Source organism: Acuticoccus sediminis (assembly GCF_003258595.1).
Lineage (GTDB): Bacteria > Pseudomonadota > Alphaproteobacteria > Rhizobiales > Amorphaceae > Acuticoccus > Acuticoccus sediminis.
Map to the genome: position 1 here is coordinate 651029 of NZ_QHHQ01000002.1, position 23253 is coordinate 674281.

20 protein-coding genes are annotated in these 23253 nt (G+C 69.6%); 10 read left to right on the forward strand and 10 right to left on the reverse strand.

The window, feature by feature from the left end; all coding sequences use genetic code 11:
- Positions 1-41 precede the first annotated feature (41 nt).
- From DLJ53_RS10975 to DLJ53_RS10985, 3 genes are read left to right on the forward strand one after another with little or no spacing between them, the layout of a single operon-like run.
- Positions 42-1112, forward strand: coding sequence for a type III polyketide synthase (locus DLJ53_RS10975; RefSeq protein WP_111346233.1), 1071 nt, complete (start codon positions 42-44; stop codon positions 1110-1112).
- Complete coding sequence (locus DLJ53_RS10980; RefSeq protein WP_111345121.1) at positions 1112-1846, forward strand: methyltransferase domain-containing protein; 735 nt, start codon at positions 1112-1114, stop codon at positions 1844-1846. Before DLJ53_RS10975 ends, DLJ53_RS10980 begins: the two co-directional genes overlap by 1 nt.
- The gene (locus DLJ53_RS10985) at positions 1843-3018 is read left to right on the forward strand and encodes an NAD(P)/FAD-dependent oxidoreductase (protein WP_111345122.1); all 1176 of its coding nucleotides are present in this window, start codon (positions 1843-1845) and stop codon (positions 3016-3018) included. The genes DLJ53_RS10980 and DLJ53_RS10985 overlap by 4 nt, the downstream gene beginning before the upstream one ends.
- Positions 3019-3074: 56 nt before the next feature.
- Here the strand turns inward: DLJ53_RS10985 and DLJ53_RS35525 are convergent, their stop codons facing one another.
- The 10 genes from DLJ53_RS35525 to DLJ53_RS11035 form a co-directional block, all read right to left on the reverse strand.
- A complete protein-coding gene (locus tag DLJ53_RS35525; RefSeq protein ID WP_202913100.1) occupies positions 3075-5390 on the reverse strand; it encodes a calcium-binding protein in 2316 nt (771 codons plus the stop codon).
- 456 nt (positions 5391-5846) lie between these two features.
- Positions 5847-7109, reverse strand: coding sequence for a TRAP transporter large permease (locus DLJ53_RS10995; protein WP_111345124.1), 1263 nt, complete (start codon positions 7107-7109; stop codon positions 5847-5849).
- Between the two features lie 28 nt (positions 7110-7137).
- Entirely contained in the window at positions 7138-7653 is a 516-nt protein-coding gene (locus tag DLJ53_RS11000) for a TRAP transporter small permease (protein WP_111345125.1), read from the reverse strand.
- A gap of 30 nt (positions 7654-7683) precedes the next feature.
- Positions 7684-8667 (reverse strand): TRAP transporter substrate-binding protein, encoded by a 984-nt coding sequence (locus tag DLJ53_RS11005; protein ID WP_111345127.1) that lies wholly within the window; start codon positions 8665-8667, stop codon positions 7684-7686.
- A gap of 150 nt (positions 8668-8817) precedes the next feature.
- A complete protein-coding gene (locus DLJ53_RS11010; protein WP_162409120.1) occupies positions 8818-9321 on the reverse strand; it encodes a MaoC family dehydratase in 504 nt (167 codons plus the stop codon).
- A 2-nt stretch (positions 9322-9323) separates the two neighbouring features.
- Positions 9324-10157: an enoyl-CoA hydratase-related protein gene (locus tag DLJ53_RS11015; RefSeq protein WP_202913101.1), complete on the reverse strand. Its 834-nt coding sequence runs from the start codon at positions 10155-10157 to the stop codon at positions 9324-9326.
- Positions 10158-10174: 17 nt separating this feature from the next.
- Positions 10175-10945, reverse strand: a complete 771-nt coding sequence (locus tag DLJ53_RS11020; RefSeq protein ID WP_211100577.1) for a CoA-transferase subunit beta — start codon at positions 10943-10945, stop codon at positions 10175-10177.
- Entirely contained in the window at positions 10938-11900 is a 963-nt protein-coding gene (locus tag DLJ53_RS11025) for a CoA transferase subunit A (RefSeq protein ID WP_425320958.1), read from the reverse strand. The genes DLJ53_RS11020 and DLJ53_RS11025 overlap by 8 nt, the downstream gene beginning before the upstream one ends.
- A 52-nt stretch (positions 11901-11952) precedes the next feature.
- Entirely contained in the window at positions 11953-13140 is a 1188-nt protein-coding gene (locus tag DLJ53_RS11030; protein ID WP_111345132.1) for an amidohydrolase family protein, read from the reverse strand.
- Entirely contained in the window at positions 13137-13721 is a 585-nt protein-coding gene (locus DLJ53_RS11035) for an amino acid synthesis family protein (RefSeq protein ID WP_162409122.1), read from the reverse strand. The genes DLJ53_RS11030 and DLJ53_RS11035 overlap by 4 nt, the downstream gene beginning before the upstream one ends.
- 181 nt (positions 13722-13902) lie before the next feature.
- On the opposite strand from DLJ53_RS11035, the gene DLJ53_RS11040 reads away from it, so the two are divergent.
- The 7 genes from DLJ53_RS11040 (at position 13903) to DLJ53_RS11070 (ending at position 23220) form a co-directional block, all read left to right on the forward strand.
- Positions 13903-14616, forward strand: a complete 714-nt coding sequence (locus DLJ53_RS11040) for a GntR family transcriptional regulator (RefSeq protein WP_162409124.1) — start codon at positions 13903-13905, stop codon at positions 14614-14616.
- Positions 14609-15901 (forward strand): adenylosuccinate synthase, encoded by a 1293-nt coding sequence (locus DLJ53_RS11045; RefSeq protein WP_111345135.1) that lies wholly within the window; start codon positions 14609-14611, stop codon positions 15899-15901. Before DLJ53_RS11040 ends, DLJ53_RS11045 begins: the two co-directional genes overlap by 8 nt.
- A 244-nt stretch (positions 15902-16145) precedes the next feature.
- A complete protein-coding gene (locus tag DLJ53_RS11050) occupies positions 16146-17483 on the forward strand; it encodes an aminotransferase-like domain-containing protein (protein WP_162409126.1) in 1338 nt (445 codons plus the stop codon).
- A gap of 139 nt (positions 17484-17622) precedes the next feature.
- Positions 17623-18747: a pyridoxal phosphate-dependent aminotransferase gene (locus tag DLJ53_RS11055; protein WP_162409128.1), complete on the forward strand. Its 1125-nt coding sequence runs from the start codon at positions 17623-17625 to the stop codon at positions 18745-18747.
- A gap of 15 nt (positions 18748-18762) precedes the next feature.
- Entirely contained in the window at positions 18763-20826 is a 2064-nt protein-coding gene (locus tag DLJ53_RS11060) for a hydantoinase/oxoprolinase family protein (protein WP_146619932.1), read from the forward strand.
- Positions 20823-22427 (forward strand): hydantoinase B/oxoprolinase family protein, encoded by a 1605-nt coding sequence (locus DLJ53_RS11065; RefSeq protein WP_162409130.1) that lies wholly within the window; start codon positions 20823-20825, stop codon positions 22425-22427. Before DLJ53_RS11060 ends, DLJ53_RS11065 begins: the two co-directional genes overlap by 4 nt.
- A 91-nt stretch (positions 22428-22518) precedes the next feature.
- On the forward strand, positions 22519-23220 hold the full coding sequence (locus DLJ53_RS11070; protein WP_111345143.1) for a maleate cis-trans isomerase family protein: 702 nt from the start codon (positions 22519-22521) through the stop codon (positions 23218-23220).
- Positions 23221-23253 lie beyond the last annotated feature (33 nt).

Consider the following 23253-nt stretch of genomic DNA (forward strand, 5'->3'; position numbering starts at 1 on the left):
GTGATGCATCCTGCGGTAGAGATCAGGATCGGGTGATCGCCATGCCGGCTCATATCAACCGCATCGCGACCGCCGTCCCGCGCTACGAGGTGCACGACTTCTTCCTCCGCTTCGCCGCGTCGCAGCTCACGGAGATGCCGCGCCACCGCGCGCTCTTCCGCAAGATGGCGGACAAGGCCGGGATCGAGCGGCGCTACTGCGCTCTGATGCCCTCCAACGACCCCGAAGGCGACCGGCTCGACGCCGGCGGCCTCTTCGTGCGCGGCAACTTCCCCGGCACCGCGGTGCGGATGGACCTCTTCGACGCGCACGCGCCCGACCTCGCGATGACGGCGATCGACCGGCTCGATCTCAGCGCAGCGGAACGCGCCTCGATCACCCATCTCGTCGTCGCCACCTGCACCGGCATGTCGGCGCCGGGGCTCGACCTCGAGATCGTCGCGCGCGCCGGTCTGCCTGACGACGTGGAACGCACGCTCATCGGCTTCATGGGCTGCTACGCCGCGATCAGCGCGCTGAAGGTCGCCCATCACATCGTCCGCTCGACGCCATCGGCGAAGGTCCTGATCGTCAATCTCGAGCTCTGCACGCTGCACTTCAAGGAGACGGTCGATCTCGAACGGCTGCTGACCTTCGCCCTCTGGGGCGACGGCTGCTCGGCCGCCCTCGTCACCGGCGAGGCTGCGGGCCTGCGGCTCGAGAGCTTCACCGCGCTGCTCGCATCGGACGCGCGCGAGCTCATGAGCTGGAAGGTGCGCGACGACGGGTTCGACATGGTCCTCTCCGGACGCGTCCCGGCGACGATCCAGGCGATCCTCGCCCGCCACGCGGACCGGATGCTCGGAGGGCGCGAGGTGCCGGACGTCGATCTCTGGGCGGTCCACCCCGGCGGCCGCTCGGTGCTGGACGCCGTCGAGCACACGCTCGCGCTGCCGCCGGATGCGCTCGCCCCATCCCGCACGGTGCTGCGCGACAACGGCAACATGTCCTCCGCGACGGTGATGTTCGTCCTCGCGGCGATGCTGGCCTCCGCGCGGCCGGGGGAGTTCGGCTGCGGGATGGCCTTCGGACCGGGCCTCACCGCCGAGACCTTCACCTTCGCGATGGCCTGATGCGTTCGCTCGCCGCCCGCAGCCTGGTGCCCGAGCTGCTCGACACGCTTCCCGCCGACGATCCCGGCGCGATCAGATCGCGCGGCGACATCCGGCGGATCAACGCGATCAGCTTCGCCGCGCACATCCTCGCCGGGCGGATGCGGCGGCACGCGGTGGCACCGCCGCGCCGGATCCTCGACATCGGCTGCGGCGACGGGCGCATCATGCTCGCGCTCGCGCGTCGTCTGGCCTCCACCTGGCCGGGCGTCGCGGTCACCCTACTCGACCGGCAGGACATCGTCGTGCCCCGCACGCTCGCCGGCTTCACCGCGCTCGGCTGGTCCGCCGCGACGCGAGGGGAGGACGTCCTCCGGCCGGAGGCCTTCACGTCCGGGCCGTTCGACATCGTCGTCGCCAACCTCTTTCTCCACCATTTCGGCGACGCGGCACTTGCCCCACTGCTCGCGAACGTCGCCGCGTCGGCGGGACTGTTCGTCGCCGCCGAGCCGCGCCGGCGCCCGCTGACCCTCGTCGCGGCGCAGGCTCTCGGCGCGATCGGCGCCAACCGCGTGACGCGGCACGATGCCCCCGCGAGCGTCCGTGCCGGCTTTCGCGCGGGCGAGCTCACCGCGCTGTGGCCGCGGTCGCGGCAGGTGCTGGAAGAGCGGACGGTCGGCCCGTTCACGCATGTCTTTGCCGCCCGCGGGACGGCCGCGGGACCGGCCGGGCGACCGCCGGAGGACGCGGCATGACCCACGATGCGATCGTCATCGGCGGCGGGCCCGCGGGCGCGACGGCGGCGGTCGCGCTCGCCCGGGCCGGACGCCGGGTCGCGTTGGTCGAGCGGGCCGCGTTTCCGCGCCGCAAGGTGTGCGGCGAGTTCCTCTCGGCGACGACGTTGCCGGTGCTGGAGCGGATCGGGGTGGCCGACGCATGGCGGGAGCGGACGGGCCCCGAAGTCCGCCGCGTCGCGCTCTTCGCTGCTGAACGGATCGTCGTCGCGCCGATGCCGGCCGGGCCGAGCGGCTACGGCCGGGCCCTCGGCCGCGACGTTCTCGACCTGCTGCTCGTCGACGCCGCGCGCGCCGCCGGGGCGGACATCCTGCAGCCGGCGCGGGCCGTGGCCCTGGTGCCGGACGCGGCGGGTCATCGTGTCGTGCTCGCCGAGGCGGACGGCGGCCGAACGCTCGCCGCCCCGGTGATCGTCGCAGCGCACGGCTCATGGGAACGCGGGCCGCTGCCGACGCAGGCCGCCGGGCCTCACACGGCGGCGGACCTCCTCGCTTTCAAGGCGCATTTCACCGGTGGAGCACTGCCCCCCGACCTGATGGCCGCGTTCTCGTTTCCCGGCGGCTACGGCGGCACCGTGTCGGCGGACCGGGGGCGCCTGTCGGTGTCGCTGTGCATCCGCCGGGACCGGCTCGCCGCGATCCGCGGTCGGGCCGGCGAGGCGGCGTCGGCGGCCGTGTTCCGGCACCTTACAGGTTCGGTTAGGGGCGCGCGGGAGACGTTCGGCGCGGCTGCGCTGGACGGCCCATGGCTCGCCGCGGGGCCGATCCGGCCGGGACTGCGGCCGGGCTACGCCGGCGACATCTTCCGGGTCGGCAACCTTGCAGGCGAGTCGCACCCGATCATCGCCGAGGGGATCGCGATGGCGATTCAGTCCGGCTGGCTGCTCGCCGCCGCCCTTCAGGGACGGGACTTTGCCTCTCGCGCCGACCGGGAGGCGGCCGGGACCGCCTACGACCGGGCCTTCCGCCGGCAGTTCGCGCTGCGCATGCAGGCGGCTCGGGCGTTCGCCGCGCTCGCCTCCCGTCCCGGCCTCAGCGCACCGCTTGCCGCCGCCGTCGGCCGGGCGCCGTCCCTCCTCGCCTTCGCAGCGAGCCTCAGCGGCAAGACGAAGGACCTGTCCGCCTCCGCCTGAGCCGCATGCGCGGGCACGGGCGGGCGCCCACGCTGACGGTCCCGCTCGTGCCGGGGTCAGACGATGGCGATGTCCATCGCATCGCTCACATCGAGGCCCACGAGGAGAACGGAGCTCGCCCCGTCGGCGCTCTCGATGAGGAGGCCCCGGTGGGTCCCGGTCTGCGTCAGATCCTCGTGGCCATGGCCGGAGAAGTGCAACTCGTCCGCGTCGACGTCGAAGTCGCGGATGGTGTCGTCGCCGAACCGGTACGCGAAGGAAAACCGGTCGGCACCGTCGCCGCCCGACATGGTGTCGTCGCCGCGTCCGCCGATCAGCGTATCGTCGCCGGACCCGCCGCGCAGGACGTCGTCGCCCGCGCCGCCGTGGATCACGTCCGCGTCGGAGCCGCCGGCGAGGCGGTCCGCCCCGTGGCCGCCGCGCAGGCTGTCGTTGCCGGCGCCCCCGAGCATCGTGTCGTCGCCGGCGCCGCCCAGCATCCGGTCCGCGTCGTCGCCGCCGGAGAGCCAGTCGTCTCCGTGCCCGCCGCGCATGGTGTCCTCGCCGGGTCCGCCGGAGACGCTGTCGTCCCCGCGTCCGCCGGCGAGGCGGTCCTCTCCGGCCCCGCCGTAGAGCGAATCGTCGCCACCGCCGCCATTGAACCAGTCGTCGCCGGGTCCGCCCAGAAGCTGGTCGTTGCCACGGCCCGCGAAGGTCCTGAGGTTCGGCGTCTCAGAGCCGCTGAGGTCGACCGCGTACCACGCGACCCCCTCGAGCCTGTAGCCCGCCTCGAGCCCCGCGGACCGGTCCGCGGTGTAGAGGTGGTCGCTCGACGCCCTGGAGTAGAAGCGGTAGATCGGCGCGGCCCCCTCGGCGGGGTCGGCGAGGCCGTAGAAGACCACGCCCTCGTCGACGTAACCGTCGTCCGTCAGCGCGTCGATCTCGTCCTGGTCGGCGGTGAGGACATAGTCGGTCGCGTCGGCATCGTAGAGCCGATGGATCTGAAGCGGGCCGGAGCCGCCCTGCTCGCTGGAGAAGGGCACGCCGAGTTCCTTCCAGCCGTCGGCGAGGAAGGACGATGCCTCGTTGGTGCTCGCGGTGTAGACGTGCGTGCCGTCGTCCGGATCGACCAGCGCGAACACGACCGACAGATTATCCGCCAGATCGTAGTCCGCGACGCTTTGCGCGGCGTAGCTCACGGCGCGCGCATCGTCGAGCGCGATCTCGATGTCGAACCGCTGCGCCGCGGCGGGCTGGGTGTAGGTGACACCCTCGGTCGGGGTCTGGCCGGGACCGCCGGGATTGTAGATGTCGCTGTACCCCTCTTCGGCGGCGGTCGGGATCTCGACCACGGTAAGGCGGCGCATCGCGGCCTCGTCACCGGCGAGGACGATGTCGAACTGGTTGTCGTGGTCTTCCTGGTAGTAGGCCGGGTCGCCCGCCTCCGCGGTGTTGCCGAGCTCCGCGAGGCCGACGACGCGGAGCGTGCCGTCGCCGAGATCGTAGTCGACGCCGGCCTGATCGATGACGACGGTCCTGCCGTCCGCGTCGATCGCCTCGAGGCGGAAAAAGCGCGCGAACTCGTCCGGCAGGAACCCGCTGACGCCGTCGGGAGAGAACCCGCCCGAGGTGAAGAGGCGCAGCCGGTACTCCGCCTCGTCGCCGTAGAGCGCCTGGCCGTCGTTCGGGGAGGCGGTGCCGATGCCGACGGGGGCGAAGTCGCCGACCGGCGAGAGCACCGTCAGCTTGGCCCCGACGAGCTGCGGGCCGCCGTCCTCGACGTAAGGGTTCGTGCTGTCGTGCGTCAGCCCGACGGCGGAGACGAGACCGTCGGGTCCCAACGCCATCAGCGGCGTGTCGTCGGCGACGATCTCGATGCCGACGGGATAGATCGCGCCCTCGGTGCCCGGCGTGAGGCGGTTGCCGAAGGAGCCGAACACGACCACCGTCGAGCGCTCATTGAGGTCGTAGTTCGGGTTGATCGCCGCCGCGTCCGGGGTGACGACCTCGCCGGTGTTCAGCGTGATGGCGATGTCCGTCGGGTCGAGCGTGCTCGGCAGGACCGGAAAGCTGAACTCGATCGGCATCGCGTCGGCGTTGACGACGGCGGCGCCGAACCCGGAGCCGACGACGCCGATCACCGAGGTGGCCGAGGTCACGTTGCGCATGGGCGCGGCCGGATCGAGGTCGGCCCAGTTGAGGCTCATGCCGGCGCCGGCGTCGATGGCCGCGTCGAGGTTGCCGGTCTGGAGCGTGGCAATGCCGGTGATCCCCTCGAAGCCGAAGCCCGCTGCGAGGATCTGGAGGTCCTCGCCCCAGAGATCGGCATGGAGGATGATGTCGCGATGGAGCGTGAGGTACGCAGGCATCGTGGTCGCAATCGTCGTCGTCATGAGTCCGTGGCGATGAGAGGGGCGGTATCCCGCTTCGGGCGGCTGGGCCGAGACTGTGTGGCTCCGGCCATGGCGCCGACAACGTCAGAAAATGGACCACCATCTTCCCGCGATTGCGAAATTCCGTCCGACACGGAGGACGGCATAGCCCGACACGGCGAACGCTGACGACGCGATCATGAGCCCGATGGTGCGGCAGTCGATGGCGCTCCAGGCCGCGCCGGCGTGATCACCCCCGGCGCGATGAGGGCCATGGCGCCGACCACGGCAGCGCCGGGCCATCCACGTTGAAGCCGGCGATGTACACGAGGCTGAAGATCGCGATCGTCAGGTCCACGGCTCTCGCTCGGCGCAGGCTCGAGGCGAGGCCTGCCCAGCCGACGCTGCGGCGCAGCGCAGCCCCCTGCCGCGGTGGTTCGGCGGCAGCGGCGGGAAAATGTGTGTCCCCTGCCGTGACTAGGGCAGACCGCTGGTCAGGATCTGCGCGACCGGAACGTACATAAGCACCAGGAGCACCAGTACAATCGAGAGCGCGAACGGCAGCGTACCCTTGAAGACCTCGACCACCGGCACCCGGCTCGTCGCGCTGACGACGAAGAGGTTGAGGCCGATCGGCGGGCTGATGACCGCAAGTTCCATGTTGATGATCAGCAGGACGCAGAAATGGACAAGGTTGATGTCCATCTCGACGAGGATGGGCGCGAGGATCGGCATCGCGATGAGGATGACGGAGATGACCTCCAGGAACATCCCGCACGCGATGAAGAAGATCATGATCAGCCCGAGGAGCTGCCACGGCTCCAGCTGGAGGGCGACGATGAAGTTGAACACCCGGTAGGGCACCCGCTCGACGGTGAGTGCGTAGCCGAAGAGGGTGGCCCCGGCGAGGATGAGCAGGATCATCCCGGCGATCGCCGCCGAGTTCGACAGGATCTGCGGAATGTCCCGCAGCGGCACGCGGTACTGCAGCACCGCCAGGCCGAGCGCGTAGATGCTGGCGACCGCCGACGCCTCGGTCGGCGTGAACTGGCCGGAGAAGATGCCGCCGAGGATGAGCACCGGGAGGAAGAGGACGCCGCCGGCGCTCCAGGTCCGCCGCAGTCGCTCGCGCATGGACTGCTTCGGTGCCGGCTCGATCCCCGAGCGGCGGCCGATCACGTACGCGACCGCCGCCAGCGTCGCGGCGAGCAGAAGGCCCGGCAGCAGCGTCGCCGAGAACAGGCTGCCGATCGATTGCTCGGTGACCATCCCGTAGACGATCACCGGTATGGACGGCGGGATCAGGATGCCGAGGCCGCCGGCGGTGGCGACGAGGCCGACGGCGAAGCGCTTGTCGTAGCCCCGCGCCACCATCTCGGGGATCATCACTGAACCGATCGCCGCGGCCGTGGCGACGGACGATCCGGAGATGGCGGAGAAGAAAGCCGTTGCGACCACGGCGACGACCGGGAGGCCGCCCTTGTTGTGGCCGAGCCAGGCGTCGACCATGCGCACCAGCCGGCTCGTTCCGCCCGACCGGTTGAGGATCTCCACCGCCAGGATGAAGAAGGGGATCGACAGGAGCGTGGTGGAGTTCAGCGCGCCGAAGAGGTTCGCGGCGAAGGTGCTCGGATACTCCCCGGCGAGGAGGATGTAGGACAGGCCCGCCGCCGCCAACGCGAAGGCGACGGGGACGCCGAGAACGAGCGCGGTGCCAAGCACACCAACCGTGGCTAACATCGTCGGATACTCCGGTTGGGCGTGTCGTTCAGGCGGTCGGGACCACGTCGTGCTCTTCCAGCACCGCGACCTTGCCCTGCGCGAGGGCGACAATCCGAGCGATCGACCGGATCATGACGAGGGCACCGCCGAGAGGCATGATGGACTGCGGGATCCACATCGGGATGCGGATGGTGCCCAGCGTGGAGTCGCCGAAGACGAGGCTCTCCTGGACCAGCAGCACGCCGCTGTAGACGAGCGCGGCGCCGATAGCGGCCATCACGAGGCAGATGACGACCTCCATCCAGAAGGCGACCGGCGCCGGGACGAGGCGGATGAGGATGTCGACGCGGACGTGGACGTTGCGGCGGATCCCGGCGCCGGCGGTCAGGATGACGCTCCAGATCATGCAGAACGTCGCGACTTCGTAGATGCCGCTGATCCCGTAGCCGAAGACGGCCCGCATCAGCGTCTGACCGACGATCAGGAGGGACGATATCAGGAGAAGCATCCCGCCGGCCCGGTCTTCGATGAAGGTCAGTACGGAGGACAGTCCTCTCAGCATGGTCGTCTCCTGATCGCCGGTGTGACGGGGTTATTCCTGGATCTGGGTGATGTAGTCCTTGATCATCTGGGGCTGCTCATCCCAGATGGCGGCACCGGCGCTCTGCCAGGCGGTGAACTCCTCGTCGGTCGGCGTGTACCAGGTGATGCCGTTCGCACCGAGCTCGTCTTCCCAGTGCTTGACGTTCTCGAGCGCCTTCTCCTGGTTCCAGGCCGCCGCCTCCTCGACCGCGCGCATGAAGCCCTCGCGCTGGCTGTCGGACAGCTTGGCGAGGCTGCGCTGGTTCATCACGAGGCCGTAGCCACCCCAGCCCCAGATCACCTTCGTGCCGTTGGTGAGGACCTCGTTCCAGCGGGAGGGGCCCGCGTAGGTCGGGGTGGTGGCGACGGAGTCGGCGACGCCCTGCTGCAGGGCGAGGTAGACTTCCGGCGCGGGGAGGGCGACGGGCGTCGCCGAAGCGCCCTCGATCAGCGCCTCCAGCGGAGCGGAGGGAGCGACGCGGGTCTTCAGCCCGGCCATGTCCGCCGGCGTCTTGACCTCGCGGTCCTTGGAAAAGAGGTAGACCGGTCCGTCATGCCAGATCGACAGGCCGACGAGACCGGAATTTTCCACCCTCTCCAGAATGCTCCGACCGACCGGCCCAGCAAACACTTCCACCGCCTGCTCAGGGCTGGCGAACAGCGTCGGCATGTAGAAGACGTTCCACGCCTCGTCGATCGCCGAGAAGTAGCTCGTGTATGGCGCGACGAGGTCGACCTGCCCGCGCGACACGGCACGGAGCTCCTCGACCGTGGGGACGAGCTGCGCCCCCGGGAAGACCTGAACCTCGACTTCGCCGTTGGTGTATTCGCTGACGAGCTCGGCCAGGCGCGTCGCGGTCTGACCCTTGATCGTGGTCTCGGGCGCTTCGTGCGCCAGCTTGAGGACCACCTCCTGGGCGCTTGCGGGCAGGACCCAGACCGCGGCCGTCACGGCCGCCGCGGCGAGCGCGACCTTGAATTTGTCGTGGGACATTCGCTTCTCCTCTGTGTTGGGAGGTCCGTACCGGCGGCCTCGCCGCCAAATTCCGCTCTCACAGCGCTCACGACAGTACTATTACAATATGGGGTTACAAGCAAAATTTTTGCCAATTGTAACACTATGATTTGGCAGACTGTACTATTTTTAGGCAGATGCCGTGAGCAGCCCCCTCGATTGCGCGGCGGCGCGGCGGAAGACCTGGATCGTCACGGTGCCGTCCGCGACGCGGCGGCCGTCGTCGGTCAGGATGTCGAACCGGCGGGTGACGACGCCGAAGTCGGCGTTGGACTTCGACGGCCGCATGGCCTCCACGACGAGTTCGACGTGGATTGACGCGCCCGCTTCCACCACTCCGGTGAAGCGCCAGTTCGACTGGAGGATGGCGTTCGAGGCGACCTGATCGAGCCCCATGTCGTGGACGAGGCCGGCGGCCCAGGCGACGGTCATGTAGCCGTGCGCGATGACGTCCCCGAAGCCGGACCGCCGGGCATGCGCCGGGTCGAGGTGGATCGGGTTGAAGTCGCGGGTCGCCGCCGCGAACGCGCGGATGTCGTCGGCACCAACGCGTCTCGCCCCGGTGACCCAGCAGTGCCCGACACCGAGCCGCTCGTAGTCCTCGAAGAACACCGCCCGGTCGGTTTGGGCCACAGTCAGTATCCCTTCCAGACCGGCGGTCGCTTCTCGGCGAACGCCCGCGGTCCTTCGCGCACGTCTTCCGACGCCCGCAGCCGGCGCACCGCAGTCCGCTCGTCCTGACGGGAGAGGGACTGCTCCACCGGGTCCATGAGGGCCGCAACCGTGTCCTTTGCGGCGCGCACGGCGAGCGGTGAGCTCCGGCAGACCCGCCGCGCCCAGTCCATCGCGGCTTCGAGGACGGCACCGTCCTCCACCACCTCGTTGACGAGACCGAACCTCTCCGCCTCCTCGGCGGTGATAGCGTCGCCCGTCATGATCATCGCCATCGCGCGCTTGAGGCCGACCTGCGTGGTGAGACGCTGAAGGCCGCCCGACGCCGGGATCAGGCCGGCCCGGCACTCCGGCAGCCCGAAGCGCGCGCCGCGTGCGGCCACCACCAGGTCGCAGGCGAGGGCGAGCTCGAACCCACCGCCCAGCGCCAGCCCGTTGACGGCGGCGATGATCGGCTTGTCGCAGTCGAACCGGCGCGCGAGCCCGCCGAAGCCGCCCGGTCCCCACCCTTCGGTTTCGCCGGCGGCAAGCGCCTTCAGGTCGTATCCGGTGCAGAAGGCACGGGGGCCGGCACCGGTGAGAATCGCGACCCACTGGTCGGGATCGGCGGCGAACGCGTCGAAGATCTCGCCGAGCTCCTCGTGCGCGGCGCGGTGCAGCGCGTTCATCACCTCGGGCCGGTTCAGCGTGACCACGGTGATCCGGCCGACCGTCTCGACGGAGGCAAAGCGACGGGCGATCGACGTCTCCGGGTCGGTCCGCTCCATGTCGGCCGGCTGCATGTCGGTCGGCTGCATGTCGGCGCGGCCTCCGCTCACGCGATGAAGATGCGTTCGGGGTCGAGACGGCGCAGGATCTCGAGTTCCCGCAGCGTCACCGGCGACGTCACAGGCACCTCGTCCGGCCAGTGGACGTCGAAGCCGGTGTTGTCGGCGACCTCGTCGCGTGTCACCCCGGCGTGGAGGGCCCTGGCCCGCATCCGTCGTGTCTCAGGGGCGAAGTCGAACAGCCCAAGGTCAGTGACGACCAGGCGGCATCCCCCGTACGGCAGGCCGTTGTCGCCGCGGCTGGTGCCGCCCGCGAGGAACCCGGGTGTTGTGATAAAGTCCACCTTCGGCACGAACCGCCGCCGTTCGTGGCGCATCGAGACGATGTAGTCGGTCAGGCTGCCGATGTCGTTCGCACCGCCGGAGCCCGGCAGGCGCACCCTGGGGCTCGCCGTTTCGCCGATGAAGGAGGAGTTGAGGTTGCCGTATGCGTCGATCTGGGCCCCGCCGAGGAAGCCGATATCGACGTAGCCTCGCTGCATCATCAGCATGACCTCCGAACTGCCGAGGACCATGCGGGAGAGCCGGGTGCAGCGCTGGTCGTTGGTCGACGGCGGCAACCTGCCGTCTTCCACCCAGGCGCCGATGATCCCGCCCTCGAAGAGGATGGTCAGCTCCGGGCAATCGAGGCGTTGCGCGAGGCTCGCCGCGAGAAGCGGCGTCCCGACCCCGGCAAAGACGACCTGCCCGTTCTGCAGGGCACGGGCGGAGTAGACGGCGAGCACCTCGGCGGCGGTCGCCTCGGGTCGGTCAGTCACGGTAGATGCTCCTTCCCCGGCCCATCGCCTCGACAAGCTCGGCGACGCCGATCCGCTCCAGGAACTGCGTCCAGTCCGCCGGTTCATGCACCAGCTCGGTCATCAGTGCCTCGAAGCCGCTCCGCGGGTCCGAGTTGGCGCGGGCGACGTAGCGGTCGAGATGGCGCATCATAGGCTCGTAGAGGCCGAAGCACTCGTGCGGCGCGCTCCCGAACGGGACGTCGACCACCGCCTCGACGCAGAAGAACGGGATCCTGGTCCGCTCCGGCGCCCGCCGGATCTGCTCGGTGGATACGATCTCCTCGGTGGTCAGGATCACCCGGTCGGCCGCGCAGGCGAGGTCGATGTCCATGAACGGCAATCCGTCGATCTGCGCGTTTCCGAACCGGTCGCAGCGCTGGACGTGGATGATCGCGACCTCGGGATTGAGAGCGGGGACGAGGAGCACTTCCTCACCGGTGAACGGGCACGTCGAGCGGCCGACCTTGCCTGCGGCGAGGCGCTCCAAGTCGGAGCCGATGACCGTGCGCATCGGCATGAACGGAACGCCCATCGCGCCGGCGTGGTAGCGCTGCCCCATGGCGAGGTGGCTCCACTCCTCGTAGACGACCGCGCCGGTCTCGAACCGGTCCCGCGCCACCTTCGACAGGCCCCAGGAGATGCCCTGCGCGCACCAGGATGTCTCGATCCGGTCCGCGATGCCGCTGCCGACCACCCAGTCCCCGTCGGTGGACATCATGCTGCGGGAGACGTTGAGGTTCCGCCGGCCGGACTTGATCAGCTGCCAGATCATCGCCATGGGCGTGCGGGACATGATCGAGCCGCCGATACCGAGCGAGGCACCGTCGGGCACGAGCGCGGCGGCCTCGGCCAGCGACATCGTCTTGTCATGCATCGACCGGTCGCGCCGGCCGACACTGTCCCGGATGTCTCGGTAAGCTCTCACCGAATTCAATCCAGTCTCCTCTGGTAGAGGTTCGCCCGTTGCCGTGCCGTAAAGGCGCCGGTCAGGCGGAGAAATCGTTGATGATGTCCGAGCGGACGACGCGCACGGGCGTCCTGGTCGGCGGAGTGTTCCGGCTGCGGCCGACGAAGCGCGGCACACCGTTCGAGATGACCGCGCCGACGGCGCAGATGTCGCCGTTGGCGAGGGCAGACTGGGCGTCGGCCATCGCGCCGCCCTCGCAGGCGTCCAGGATCACGAGGTCGGCATCGCGACCTTCCGCGAGGAGACCGCAGTTCAGTCCGTAGACGCGGGCGTTGCTCCCGGTCGCGGCGCCATAGGCGCGCGCCGGGTCGATCCCGCCGAGCGCGCTGAGGTGGGAGATCGTATAGAGCATGCCGAGCGGCATGATCCCGCTGCCGGTGGGCGTGTCGGTGGCGATGAGGACACGCTCGAACGCGCCGGCGGCATCGGCCAGCGCGGCGGTGAGGAGCGCCGTGCGCAGGTTTCCGGCGGTGCAGATCTGCAGCGCCACCTCGCTCTCGTTGACGATGCGCGGGAAGTCTGCCTCGGGCATCGCAACGGGTCCGCCGTTGACGTGGAACGAGACGTGGGGGTTCACCCTGATCACGTGATCCGCCCAGATGCCGGACGAACCGGGGATCGAGGCGCCACCGGTGTGCATGAGCGTGATCATCCCCGCCGCGCGGGCGGCGGCGACGAGCTCGGCATAGTCGTAGGGTGTCTCGAACGCGCCGAACCCGGCCTTCGCCAGCCAGACGCCCTTCGCCGCCAGCTCCGCCATGTCGCCGGGCTCGAGCGTCGGCTCGAGGATCACCGCGCCGGCATGGACCCGCATCCCGCCCGGGCGGAACCCTTCGAAGCAGCCGCGCGCGGCGAGCGCCAGCGCCTTCAGCCCCTCGCGGTCCTTCGGACGCCCCGGCGTATGCACCTCGGATGCGGTGATCGACGTGGTGACGCCGCCCTGCAGGTAGCTCTCGAGGAAACCGACCGTCTTCTGGCGCGGCGTGTAGTCGCCGAACGTGATGTGGACATGAGAGTCGATGAGGCCCGGCGCCAGCGTGGCGCCTCCCGCGTCGATGACGACGTTGCAGGATTCCACGTCGGCTGGGCTTGCGGACCCAACCGTCCGGATCAGTCCGTCTTCGCAGATCACCGTATCGGCTGATCGTACCGGGTCGTCGACCGCGCCGGTGAAGATCGTACCGATATTGACGATCGCGACTTTCACGCCGAGGCTGCCTTGCGGCGCGAGCGGGCCTCTTCGTGGGTGAGGCCGCCGACCCGGGCGCCGATCCGGCCGCGCGTCAGCATGCAGAAGATCACGGCAATTTCGTCGGGCATGGGCGTGCCCGGAAAACAGAGGGACACCGCGTCGTAGTGCGACCGGACGTAGATGTCGTGGATGTTGTTCACGGGCACGTCGATCAGCGTCCCGGCCGGCGCGACCTTGGTGACGGACGAGATCCAGGCGACGGGGTCGCCGATCATGTCGCGAAGGGGGTTGGCGAAGGCCGTCGTCAGCAGTGCGTTGGCATGCTCCTGCTCGCCCGCGAGGCCGACGAGTCCGGCCTTGCCGTAGCTCTGGATGTCCAGCCCGCGGCAGAGACCGGTGGCGATCTCGACCATGTGATGGGCGAGGCCGACACTCCCGTCGACCAGCGGCGAGAGGTCGTCCACCTGCTGGCCGGCGAAGGGGTTTTCGACCACCGACACGACCGAGATCCGCGTCAGCGGCGGGTCACCCGCGCGTCCTGCAATGACGTGCAGATCGTCCCGCTGAATGATGTCCCGTCGAACAACCAGGTCCATGTGAATCGCTCCATTCCAAGCGTAATAGGACGGATTGTCTTGCAATCTGTCAATCTGGCATGCAAACAAAATTGTAACGGGAAATTTGCGGAGCGGATCACCTCCTCCCGGGGGTGGCCGCGCAGCGGATAGGGGAGGTGGCAGCCGGATGGAGGCGAAGAGGAAGCCGGATACGTCGTCAATGGGCGATCTGCGCATCGCGCCGCGGCTTCTCGTCGACGAGGTCGTCAACCGGATCAGGGACCTCATCGCGACGGGCGCGCTCCGGCCGGGTGACCGCATCGTCGAGACCGACCTGTCGGCGCGGTTCGGGGTGAGCCGCCCGCTGCTGCGCGAGGCGATCAGGACGCTGCAGGCCCAGCGTCTGTGCGTGATAACCCCTCACCGGGGGGCCCACATCCCCGTGCTCGGATGGGATGACGCGCGCGAGATCTACCACGTGCGCGAGCTGCTGGAGGGCGAGGCCTGCGCCCTCTGCGCCGCCGCTGTCACCGACAACGACGTCGCCGAGCTGGAGGGCGCGCTCGCCCGCTTCGGTGCGGCCGTCGAGGCGGACGCGCCGTCCGGGCGCATCGAGGCCACCGAAGAGTTCTACGAAATCATCGTCCGCACCGCCGGCAATTCCGTGCTCGAGGAGCTGCTGCAGGGGCTCATCGCGCGCGTCAGCATGCTCCGCGCGCGCTCCATGGAGCGGCCCGGTCGCGCCCGGCACAGCTACGTCGAGATGAAGGCGATCTGCGAGGCCATCGCCCGGCGGGATGGAGCGGCCGCGCGCGAAGCCGCGATCGACCACGTGCGTCACGCACGGGAGGCCGCCAAGGCCTCGTTCGCCGCCGCCGGCGGTCGGGATCCCGCCGGGCGGGGCAGTGAAGGTGGGGAGACCGGACTTGGATAGTGTCGTTGTCGTCGGCGCGCAGTGGGGCGACGAGGGTAAGGGGAAGATCGTCGACCTTCTTGCCGGTGAGGCGGACATGGTCGTGCGCTTCAACGGCGGGCACAACGCCGGCCACACGCTGGTGATCGGCGGGGCGACGTACAAGCTCGCTCTCATTCCGAGCGGCGTCGTGCGGGGCTGCAGGTCGCTCATCGGCGGCGGCGCGGTCGTGGACCCGCAGCACTTCCGGCGGGAGCTCGCAGGCCTCGCGGACCTCGGCGTCGCGGTCGGTCCGGACCTCCTCAAGGTGGCCGACAACGCGGCGCTCATCCTTTCGCCCCATCGCGAGCTCGACCGTGCCCGCGAGACGGTGTCCACCGGCGGCGCGCGCATCGGCACGACGCAGCGCGGCATCGGCCCCGCCTACGAGGACAAGGTCGGCCGGCGCGCGATCCGGATCGCGGACCTGCGCGATTTGAATCGGCTCGGCGAGCGGATTTCCGGCTTGTGTGCGCACCACGACCCGCTCCGTGCGGCGTGCGGTCTGGCGCCGATCGACCCGGACGCCCTGATGGCGGAACTGCGGGAGGCGGCCGAGGTGCTCCTTCCATTCGCGGTCAACGCGACGCACGCTCTGGCGCAGGACGCGCCCGCACGGGTCCTCTACGAAGGCGCGCAGGGCTCCCTGCTGGATCCGGACTTCGGCACCTACCCATACGTCACCTCGTCGACCACGCTCGCCGGATTCGCATCCGTGGGCGCCGATCACGGTCGTGGCGGGGTCCACCGCGTGCTGGGCGTCGTGAAGGCTTACGCCACGCGGGTCGGCGAGGGACCGCTGCCGACGGAGCTGCACGACGCGGTGGGTACGCACCTCGGCGAACGCGGCCAGGAGTTCGGCGTCAATACCGGGCGCAAGCGCCGCTGCGGCTGGCTCGACGCCGTCGCGCTGCGGTACGCCGCGCGGCTCAACGGCATGACCGGAATGGCGCTCACCAAGATCGACGTGCTGGATGGGCTCGACTGCCTCGAGGTCTGCGTCGGATACGAGCTTGACGGCGGCACCATCGACTACCTGCCGACCGGCATCTGCGCCCAGACGCGGATGAAGCCCGTGTACCGGACGTTCGAGGGATGGCGTGGATCGACTGCCGATATCCAGAGCATGGAACGGTTCCCGCAGCAGGCCCGCACGTACATGGACTTCATCGCCGAGTTCACACAGATCCCGCTCGACCTCGTATCGACCGGGCCGGACCGCGCCTCCACCATCATCATCAACGATCCCTGGGCGCCCGCGAACTGAACCGGTGACGAGCGCCGGAGGTCAGGTCCGGCCCGGGCGTCCGGACCGCTGCGCCGGCCCTCGCCGTGGCCATGTCGCATGAGTTGCACCAGGCAGGAGGGAGAATCGGATACAATCGGCTAGCGTACTGTACATTATCCAGCTACGACCGTAAGCGAACCGGTACAGTTCCCACGATCGGGCGCACCAAGCTGGCAGGGAGACGATGGGGTCTGCATCCAACGCGTGGAATCCGAAAGTCGGGATGCACGACGGGCCGAAGTATACCGCGGTCCTGGACACTCTCGAGCGCGACATTCGCAACGGAACGCTGGTGCCGGGCGACCGTCTGCCGCCGCAGCGGCATATCGCGGACCACTTCGGCGTCACCATCTCGACGATCACCAAGGCGATCACCGAGGCGGCACGCCGCGGGCTGGTCCACACCACGCCCGGTAGCGGCACGTTCATAGCCCCCGGCCTTCCCGAGGTGCCCGACGCGGGCCATTTCATCGAGATGGGGATCAACCTCGTCCCCCAGGCGCTTTGCGAGGACCACCTCCGATCGGCGCTGAGGGAGCTGACCGGCACGGGCAACGTCGCGGACACCCTCGGCTATCGGGGATATCGGCTGACACCGGGCTCGTCCGGTCATCAGTTCACGGCCTGGCTCGCCGCTCAGGGCTATCCGCTGGACGCCGGTACGCGCCTCACCTGCAACGGCACACAGCAGGGACTGCTCGCGGCGATGCGTACCCTCTCCAAGCCCGGGGATGCGGTGATCTGCGAGGGTGTGACCTACACCGGGATCCTGCGGATCATCGGCCAGCTCGGCCTCGTCGCGCACGGCGTCGACATGGACCGCGAGGGAGCGCTGCCGGACGCGCTGGAGAGGGCGCTGAAGGAGAGTGGCGCGAAGCTGATTGTGTTGACGCCGACTGCGCAGAACCCGACCGGCGCGACGATGTCCGATGCCCGCCGCGCCGCAGTCGCCGCGCTCGCCCGCCGCTACGACGCGATGGTGATCGAGGACGCGGTGACCGCCCCGGTGTCCGGGGTCGAACCCTCGTCGATCACCCGGTTCGCCCCGGACCATTGCATCTACCTGACGGGTGCCTCCAAGTCGGTGGCGCCGGGGGTGCGATTCGGTGTGATGCGCGTCCCGGACCGGCTGGCGGCGGCCATCGAGGTCGCGCTTACCACGACGAACTGGATGGGCCCGGCGTACTTCGCCGAGCTTGCCGACCTGCTCGCCCGCTCGGGCCGGATGGACGAGATCGTCGCCCTCTACCGCGCCGACGCATCTGCCCGGCAGGAGCTTGCGCGCCGGTATCTCGGCGGTCCGCCGCCAACGGCGATCGCCTATCACTACTGGCACGGCCTCACCGAGCCCAACTCGGCGGACTCGGTGGTGATGGAGGCGGCCGGCAGCAATATCCACCTGTCCTCCGCCTCGTCCTTCACCTGCCCCAACTATGCGCCGCCCAATGCACTGCGCCTCTGCCTTGGGGCGGAGCCGGACCTCGCCGTCCTCGAGGACGGCCTGCGCCGGCTGACCGGCCTGCTGGCGAACTCCAGGCCGCTGGCGGCCCCGGTCATCTGACGGCCGGACCTTTCGCACGACGCGTGCCGGCAATGAGGTCACTGCCGATGTGCGATGCGCTTTATACCAGTACATTCCAATTGACACGGAAGATTGTACCGGTCTAATCAGAGGGCAGCAGACGCCAGGAGAGATGACCGTGCCGCAGGTCAGTTCGAGAGCTTTGGTTGAAGGTCCGGTTTATGTTCCCGGCCTTCCACGGGAATACGTCGCCGCGAAGTACGGCATCCCGCTGGACGACATCGCGAAGCTCGGCTCCGCTGAGAACCCGCACGGCCCTTCGCCCAAGGCCGTCGAGGCGCTCGCCAAGATGGACCCCAAGCTCGACATCTATCCGGACTGGACCGCCAGGCCGCTGCGTGAGGCCATCGCCAAACGCTACGGCTTCGACCCCGACTGCGTGGTCTGCGGCTCAGGGGAGACCGAGGTCATCTCACTCGTCATCCGCGCCTTCTGCGGCGTCGGCGAGTCCATCCTGATGCACGACCCCTGCTTCCCGATCTACCGGATCTTCTCCACCGTCGAGGGCCGCGTGCCGATGCTCGTGCGCATGGGCGAGGACTTCGACCCGGTGGTCGATGCCTACGTCGCGCGGCTGGCGGAGAAGCCGCGCATCGCCTTCATCACCAGCCCGCACAACCCGACGGGCAGGCTCCTCGACGAGACCGAGGTGCGCCGGATCTGCGACGCCGCGGACCGCGAGACCCTCGTCGTGCTGGACGAAGCCTACATTCATTATTCCGAGACCGACGGGATGATGCATCTGCTGCGCGAGTACGACAACCTGATCGTGCTGCGCACCTTCTCCAAGGCCTATGGTCTCGCCGGGCTGCGCGTCGGGTTCGGCATCGCGGCCAACCCCGACCTGATCCGCCCGCTGCGCAACATCAAGCCGACCTGGAACATGGGCCACCTGCAGATGGCCGGCGGAGCCGCGGCCGTGTTCGACGACGAACACGTCAACCGCGCCGTCGCAACCGTCGTCGCCTCCAAGGCGATGGTCGAAGCGGCGATGGCGAAGATGAACGCCTTCCGCATGGTGCCCGGCTGCCGGTCGAACTTCTTCCTCACCGAGATCCTCGATCCCGACCTCGATTCCACCGCCGTGTTCAACGGCCTGCTCGAGCGGGGCGTGATCGTGAAGGACGGGACCGACATCGAGGGGCTGGGGCCGCGGTATCTGCGGGTCGACCTCAACCTGCAGAAGCACATGGAGCGGTTCCTCGGCGCGCTGCGCGACATCGAAATGAGCAAGGTCGCCTGATTGGCCGGCGTCGCGATGAAGATCGAGATCGGGATCGACGTCGGCGGGACCTTCACCGACGCCACGGTTCTGGACGGCGAGGACGGGGCGGTCATCGCCGCGTTCAAGCTGCCGTCCACGCGGCGCGATCCGGGCGATGCCGTCCTCGAGGCGCTGCGCCGGATCGGCGCCGAGCACGACCTTTCCGCGGCGCAGGTCAGCCACGGCACGACCGTCGGCACGAACGCCCTGATCGAGCGGAAGGGGGCGCGCACCGCGCTCGTCACGACGGCGGGGTTCGCCGACGTGATCGAACTGCGCCGCCAGGACCGCCCGGAGCTCTATCGCTGGGACGTGCGGGTCACGGCGCCGCTCGTCCCGCACGAACTCCGGTTCGAGGCGGCGGAGCGTCTCGACCATACGGGCGCGGTGGTCCGGCCGCTCGGCAACCTCGACGCCCTCGTCCGCGACCTTCTTGCCGCCGCGCCGGATGCGGTGGCGATTTCGTGTCTCCACGCCTACGCCAACCCGGCGCACGAGATCGCGCTGAAGGCGGCGATCACCGAGGCGCTGCCGGACGCCTTCGTGAGTGCCTCCCACGAGGTCTGCCCCGAGCTCGGCGAGTACGAGCGGACCTCCACCACCGTCGTCAACGCCTACATCGGCCCGGCCGTGTCCCGCTATCTGCGCCGGCTGGAGCGGGAGGCGGCGGCCATGGGGGTCCGGTCCCTCTCCATCGTCAAGTCAAACGGCGGCCTCACTTCGCCCGAGAACGCCTCGCGCTTTCCCGCACACCTCATCGAGAGCGGCCCTGCCGCGGGGATCATCGCCGCCGCGGCCTACGCCGGAGCCTCGCAGCACCGCGACCTGATCGCGTTCGACATGGGTGGCACGACCGCCAAGGCGAGCGTCGTCAGGGACACGCGGCCGAGCGTCGGCAAGGAATTCCTCGCCGACCGTCTCGTGGATGGGCGGGACGAGGGTGGCCATCTCATCCGCAGCACGGTGCTCGACGTGGTCGAGATCGGCGCGGGCGGTGGCTCGATCGCCGCGATCGACGCAGGCGGTGTGCTGAAGGTCGGGCCGCAGAGCGCCGGCGCAGACCCGGGGCCGGCGTGCTACAGCCGCGGCGGCGACCGCCCGACCGTTACGGACGCCCACGCCGTCATCGGCACCCTCGCCGCCGAGACCTTCGAGGGGACCGGCGTGACCTTCGACCGCGACCGCGCCGTGCGCGTGATCGCCGATCGGATCGCCGGTCCGATGGGCTGGGACCTCTCGCGCGCCGCCTACGCGATCCTCGACCTCGCGACCGCCCGCATGGCCGAGATGGTGCGCATGGCGACGGTCCGGCGCGGCCTCGACCCGCGCGATTTCACGCTGCTCGCCTCCGGTGGAGCCGGCCCTCTCCACGCCGCCAACGTTGCCGCAGAGACCGGCGTGCGTGCCGTGGTCGTACCGCCACTGCCGGGCATGTTCTCGGCGCTGGGCGCGACCATGGGCGAGATTCGCCACGACCTGTCGAAGGCCTCTCTGGCGCTGATCGCGCAGGCGGACCACGGTTCCGTCGCGGAAGGGTTCGAGGCGCTTCGCGGGGAGGCCGAGACGCTGCTGGCGCGCGAGGTGCTGTCGGGGACGACCCGTACCTTCGAGCGCTACCTCGACCTGCGCTTTGCCGGACAGCTCTTCGAGCTACGGATCCCGGTCGGCAGTGCCGAGCAGCCGCTGCCGCCGCTGTCCGAAGTGGAGCGGCGCTTCCGCGACGCATACCGTGAAGAGTTCGGTTTCGACCTGCCGAACGTCGCGGTCCAGTCGGTCAAGCTGCACGTCACTGCGCGGATGCAGCCTGACAGCTCCAGCGTGCGGGTCTTCCGCGAACAGGCGGCTCACCTCCGCGCGCCCGTGCCGACCCGGCGCCAGCCGTTCCTCGGCCGCGACGGCACGGTGTTCGACATCGACGTCTACAGGACCGGGCCGGTGGCCGGGCGGGTCGACGGTCCGGCGTTGATCGAGCACGCCGGATCGACGATCTGGATCGAGCGCGGGCATGTCGCGGAATTCTGCCGGGACGGTTCGGTGAAGGTGGAGGTCGGCTCGTGACCCACGACGGAACTTCGATCCTGGAGCGCGATCCGGTGACCTTCGAGGTCGTCCGCAGCGCGCTCTACGCCATCTGCGCCGAGATGAAGAGCGTGATCATGCGCACTTCGTTCTCGCCGCTGCTCAGCCTGTCGGCGGACCTTTCCTGCGCGCTGCTCGACCGCGAGGGACGCGTCGTCGCCCAGGGCAACGACATTCCCGTGCACCTCGGCGCAGCACGATTCACCGCCGACGCCATCTTCCGTGCCTTCCCGGTGGCGCAGTGGAAACCCCGTGACGCCGTCATCACGAACGACCCGTATTCCGGCGGCACCCATCTTCCGGACGTTTCGATGCTGACGCCGGTCTTCGGCGGCGACACCCTGCTGGGATTTGCGCTCAGCCGGATCCACTGGCCGGACGTTGGCGGGATTGCGCGCGGCTCGTCGAGCGTCAGCGACGAGATCATTAAGGAAGGCCTGCGCATCCCGCCCCTGAAGATCGTCGAGGAGGGGCGCGTGCGTGAGGACGCGCTCGGCCTGATCCTCGCCAACGTGCGCGCCCCGTCCGACCGCGAAGGGGATTTCCGCGCCGCCATCGCCGGGCACCTGCGGGCCGAGGCGCGGCTTCAGGGCCTGGCGGAGAAGTACTCCGCGCCGGCGATCGTCGCGATCATGGGCGACACGCAGGCCTACAGCCGCAGCCTCGTCGACGCGCGGCTGCGCGAGCTGCCGGACACCGTCGTCCACCACGCGGAGCCGCTGGACGGTGACGGCGTCGACCCCGACGCCGCGCCAGTGATCCGCGTTGCGATCGAAAAGCGCGGCACGTCTCTGCGTTTCGACTTCACCGGTTCGGACGCCTGTGTCGCCGGTCCGGTGAACGCGCCGATCGCGGTGACATCGTCGGCGGTCTTCTACACCGTCCTGGCGTTCGCGGGCGGCGATATCGCCCCCAACTCGGGGGTCTACGACAACGTCGAGATCGTCGCGCCCGAGGGCAGCGTCGTGAACGCGGCCTATCCGGCCCCCGTCGTCGCGGCGAACACCGAGACGGCGAACCGGCTCGCGGACATTCTCATCGCGGCGCTCGGCAAGAGCTATCCCGACAGGGTCTCCGGCGGCGGCTACGGGTCGGCGTGCGTCTACACCCTCGGCGGGCGGGATCCGCGCCGGGACAGCCCCTTCGTCCACTACGAGACGATCGGCGGCGGCATGGGGGCCACGCGGGACATGGACGGGGCGAGCGGGCTGCGCGTCCACATGGGCAACACGATGAACCTGCCCGTCGAGGCGACCGAGGCGCTGGTTCCGGTGCGGTTTGTCGACTACGCGCTGGTGCGCGGAAGCGGCGGCGACGGGCAGCGCTGTGGGGGTCTCGGCGTGCGCAAGACCCTCGTCGCGCTCACCGGCGGGATCGAGGCGTCGATCCTTGGCGAGCGTACGCGGTCTCCCGCCCACGGCGCGGCCGGTGGCGAGCCCGGCGCCTGCGCCAGCTTCGCGATCGTCGGTTCGGACGGCACGCGCCGCGAGCTGGGCGCGAAGAGCGGGCCGCACAGGCTCGCCGAAGGAGACCGGCTGGAGATGGTGACCGCCGGTGGCGGCGGCTGGGGCGAGGCATGAACCTTCCCCTATCGCGATACCGTCTTCGCGTGTTCGAACCCCAATGCACCGCCGCCCGTGGCGCGGCTGGCGCGGATGAAAGGACTTTGAAGTGACCGATACATCTCGCCGTCGCGCGCGGATCGCGCTCATCGTGCCGTCGTCGAACACGGTCATGGAGAATGACCTCCACCGCGGGCTCCCGGCAGACCGTTATACCGTGCACACCGACCGGATGTACCTCATCGAGACGACGCGCGAGGCGGAGGTCCGGATGATCGAGGAGTTCGCCAAGCCGGCAGCCTCGGATCTCGGGACGCTGAACCCGGATCTCCTCGTCTTCGGCTGCACCTCGGCGGGGTCGCTGTTCGGGCTCGACTACGACGCCCGCGTCTGCGCCGAACTCGGCGAACTGGCCGGCTGCCCGGCGATGGGCGTTATCAACGCCGCGTCGGAGGCGCTGGACGGCGCTGGCGCGCGCCGGCTCGCGGTGATCACGCCGTATATCGACGACCTCACCCGGTCGGTCGCAACGGCGCTGTCGGAGAAGGGCCGGGAGGTGGTCGCTGCGCACGGGATGGGCATCAGCGTCAACGTCGAGCTCTCCGATCCCACACCCGAGGACATCGTGCGCTTCGCCGCCGAGCGGCTGGACGGCGTCAGCTTCGACACCCTGTTCGTGTCCTGCACCAACTTCCGCGCGCTCGAAGCCCGAGAGGCCCTCGCCGCCCATTTCGGCGTCCCGGTCCTGACCAGCAATTCCACCGTGATCGACGCCATCCGCAAGCGGGTCGAAGCGTCCGTCGCGGCCTGAACGGGCGCACGCCTGTCAGGGCGCCCCGCCGCC

What these genes read in the sequence shown, in the direction of transcription:
- DLJ53_RS10975 (WP_111346233.1), top strand. Translation starts at nt 42, where the DNA reads ATGCCGGCTCATATCAACCGCATCGCGACCGCCGTCCCGCGCTACGAG.
- DLJ53_RS10980 (WP_111345121.1), top strand. Translation starts at nt 1,112, where the DNA reads ATGCGTTCGCTCGCCGCCCGCAGCCTGGTGCCCGAGCTGCTCGACACG.
- DLJ53_RS10985 (WP_111345122.1), top strand. Translation starts at nt 1,843, where the DNA reads ATGACCCACGATGCGATCGTCATCGGCGGCGGGCCCGCGGGCGCGACG.
- DLJ53_RS35525 (WP_202913100.1), bottom strand. Translation starts at nt 5,390, where the DNA reads ATGACGACGACGATTGCGACCACGATGCCTGCGTACCTCACGCTCCAT.
- DLJ53_RS10995 (WP_111345124.1), bottom strand. Translation starts at nt 7,109, where the DNA reads ATGTTAGCCACGGTTGGTGTGCTTGGCACCGCGCTCGTTCTCGGCGTC.
- DLJ53_RS11000 (WP_111345125.1), bottom strand. Translation starts at nt 7,653, where the DNA reads ATGCTGAGAGGACTGTCCTCCGTACTGACCTTCATCGAAGACCGGGCC.
- DLJ53_RS11005 (WP_111345127.1), bottom strand. Translation starts at nt 8,667, where the DNA reads ATGTCCCACGACAAATTCAAGGTCGCGCTCGCCGCGGCGGCCGTGACG.
- DLJ53_RS11015 (WP_202913101.1), bottom strand. Translation starts at nt 10,157, where the DNA reads ATGCAGCCGACCGACATGCAGCCGGCCGACATGGAGCGGACCGACCCG.
- DLJ53_RS11035 (WP_162409122.1), bottom strand. Translation starts at nt 13,721, where the DNA reads ATGGACCTGGTTGTTCGACGGGACATCATTCAGCGGGACGATCTGCAC.
- DLJ53_RS11040 (WP_162409124.1), top strand. Translation starts at nt 13,903, where the DNA reads ATGGGCGATCTGCGCATCGCGCCGCGGCTTCTCGTCGACGAGGTCGTC.
- DLJ53_RS11050 (WP_162409126.1), top strand. Translation starts at nt 16,146, where the DNA reads ATGCACGACGGGCCGAAGTATACCGCGGTCCTGGACACTCTCGAGCGC.
- DLJ53_RS11060 (WP_146619932.1), top strand. Translation starts at nt 18,763, where the DNA reads ATGAAGATCGAGATCGGGATCGACGTCGGCGGGACCTTCACCGACGCC.